General features: G+C 69.7%; 2 pseudogenes. Both read left to right on the forward strand.

The features are described from left to right. The first annotated feature begins 617 nt into the window (after nucleotides 1–617). A pseudogene (rfbB, locus tag SZN_RS36780) lies at nucleotides 618–1,634 on the forward strand (dTDP-glucose 4,6-dehydratase). Nucleotides 1,635–1,932: 298 nt separating this feature from the next. Beyond that, a pseudogene (locus SZN_RS36785) lies at nucleotides 1,933–2,226 on the forward strand (crotonyl-CoA carboxylase/reductase); the annotation flags it as partial.

A 2,226-nucleotide genomic window follows, 5' to 3' on the forward strand; every position in this document is an offset into this window, starting at 1 on the left:
GGCCGACTGGGTGATCGACCTCGGACCCGGCGGCGGCAAGCACGGTGGCCGGGTCGTCTTCACCGGCACGCCGAAGGAGCTGCTGGAGGCGGACGGCACCGCCACGGGGGAGTACCTCCGCCGCTACCGGTCCGCCTGAGCCGGGCATGTGACGCAGGAGGGGGACGGAGCCACCGGCCGGTGGACCCGTCCCCCGGCGTGGGCCGGTCCGGGTCGCAGCCGGGGTCATCCGTCGCAGGCGGCCCGAGGGCGGTGAGGCCGCCGGTCACCGGCACTGACGCGCGGGGGTCCGCGGCCCGGTGGCAGTCAGGCAGCCGGAGACGCGCAACCGCTGATCGACCGGAGGGGCGCACGTGCCGTCTCGCCTGAGTTCTCCTGACGTTCGGACGGCTCGGGCGCGACCCCTTCGAACGGACGGAAGCGCCCAATTTTACTTTGTGCGTAAGGATGTTGACGGTGCGGCAGGGCGGGCGAGCACTTGTGCCGAGGAGCGTGCCACTCCTTCCGTACCGCATTTCCCGCCGGCTCTGTCGTGGCGGACGAGCGCGTCTCGGGGGCCGGTCGACTACCGCTCGACCTCGGGCGAGGGCCCCGCCCCGGGACACTAGCCTGCGGCCATGACCTCGATACTTGTCACGGGCGCGGCGGGCTTCATCGGATCGCACTTCGTCCGGCACTGGTTGCGCCGGTACCCCGATGACACCGTGGTTGCCCTCGATGCGCTCACCTACGCCGGCTCGCTCTCCAACTTGGAGGACCTCGCCGACCGTGTGATCTTCGTCCAGGGGGACATCGGGGACGAGGCGCTCGTACGTGAACTCCTCGCCGCGCACCGGACCGAGAAGGTGGTCAACTTCGCTGCGGAGTCGCACAACAGCCTCGCCGTACTGGACCCCGGGCGCTTCTTCCGCGCGAACGTCCTCGGCACGCAAGGGTTGTTGGAGGCGTGCCGAGCGGTCGGCGTCGAACGCTTCCACCACATATCCACCTGCGAGGTGTACGGAGACCTCGCCCTCGACTCCGACGAGATGTTCACCGAGACGAGCCCCTACCGCCCCCGCACCCCCTACAACGCCAGCAAGGCCGGGGCCGACCACGTGGTCCGGGCCTACCACCAGACGTACGGCCTGCCCGTGACGATCACCAACTGCGCCAACAACTAAGGCAGTCACCAGTTTCCCGAAAAGGTCATCCCCCTGTTCACGACCCGGGCGCTCGCCGGTCGGCGTCTGCCCGTGTACGCCTCCAGCGGCAACCGCAGGGAGTGGATCCACGTCCTGGACCACTGCGCGGCCGTGGAGACCGTTCTCCTGAAGGGGACGCCCGGCGAGATCTACCACGTCGGCACGGGAGCGGAGGCCAGCGTCGATGAAGTCGCCGACCTCGTGCTCGACGAACTCGGCCTGCCGCGGTCTCTGAAGGAGACCGTGCCCGACCGGCCCGGCCATGATCGCCGCTACCTCCTCGACTCCAGCCGCATCCGGCGCGAACTCGGCTGGGAGCCGCGGATCCCCTTCGCGGCCGGAATCCGGGAGACCGTCCGCTGGTACCGCGACCACCGCTCCTGGTGGCTTCCGCTCGTCGGCCGCAGCCCGGTCGTCGAGAACGACTGGAGCGCGGCCGGATCCCGATAGGGCGTTCAGATCATCAAGGTGTTGCTTCTCGTCCTCGGCCTTGGTGCCCAAGTGCCGCTGAAGTCAGCTGTGTTGTTCTTGCATCCGGACGAGCGGCAGCGGCGGTTGCCGACAGTGGCGCGGCCCCTGGGCCGAGGCACGGAGTGGTCCGAGCCGTCGCGTGGGCGGCCGGGCGAGTGAAACGGCTGTCCGCAAAGGGGGGTTCGCGCGGGCAGGCCGGATCCCGGACCGCCCGCCCCACCTCTTCCGGTAGCCGCGGCTACCCCGTCACTTCCCACCGGAGGTAACCCCCGTGACCATGAGGGACATCCTGAACGCGATCCAGTCGCCGGAATCGACGCCGGCCGACTTCGCCGCCCTGCCGCTCCCTGAATCCTGCCGGGCCGTCGTCCTGCGGCGTGAGGAAACGGAGATGTTCTCGGGGCTCCCCAGCCGTGACAAGGACCCCCGCAAGTCCCTCCACCTGGAGCAGGTGCCGGTCCCCGAGCTCGGGCCCGGCGAGGCCCTGGTGGCCGTGATGGCCAGTTCGGTGAACTACAACTCGGTCTGGAGCTCGATCTTCGAGCCGGTACCGACGTTCACCTTCTTGCAG

Source organism: Streptomyces zinciresistens K42, assembly GCF_000225525.1.
Classification (GTDB): Bacteria; Actinomycetota; Actinomycetes; order Streptomycetales; family Streptomycetaceae; genus Streptomyces; species Streptomyces zinciresistens.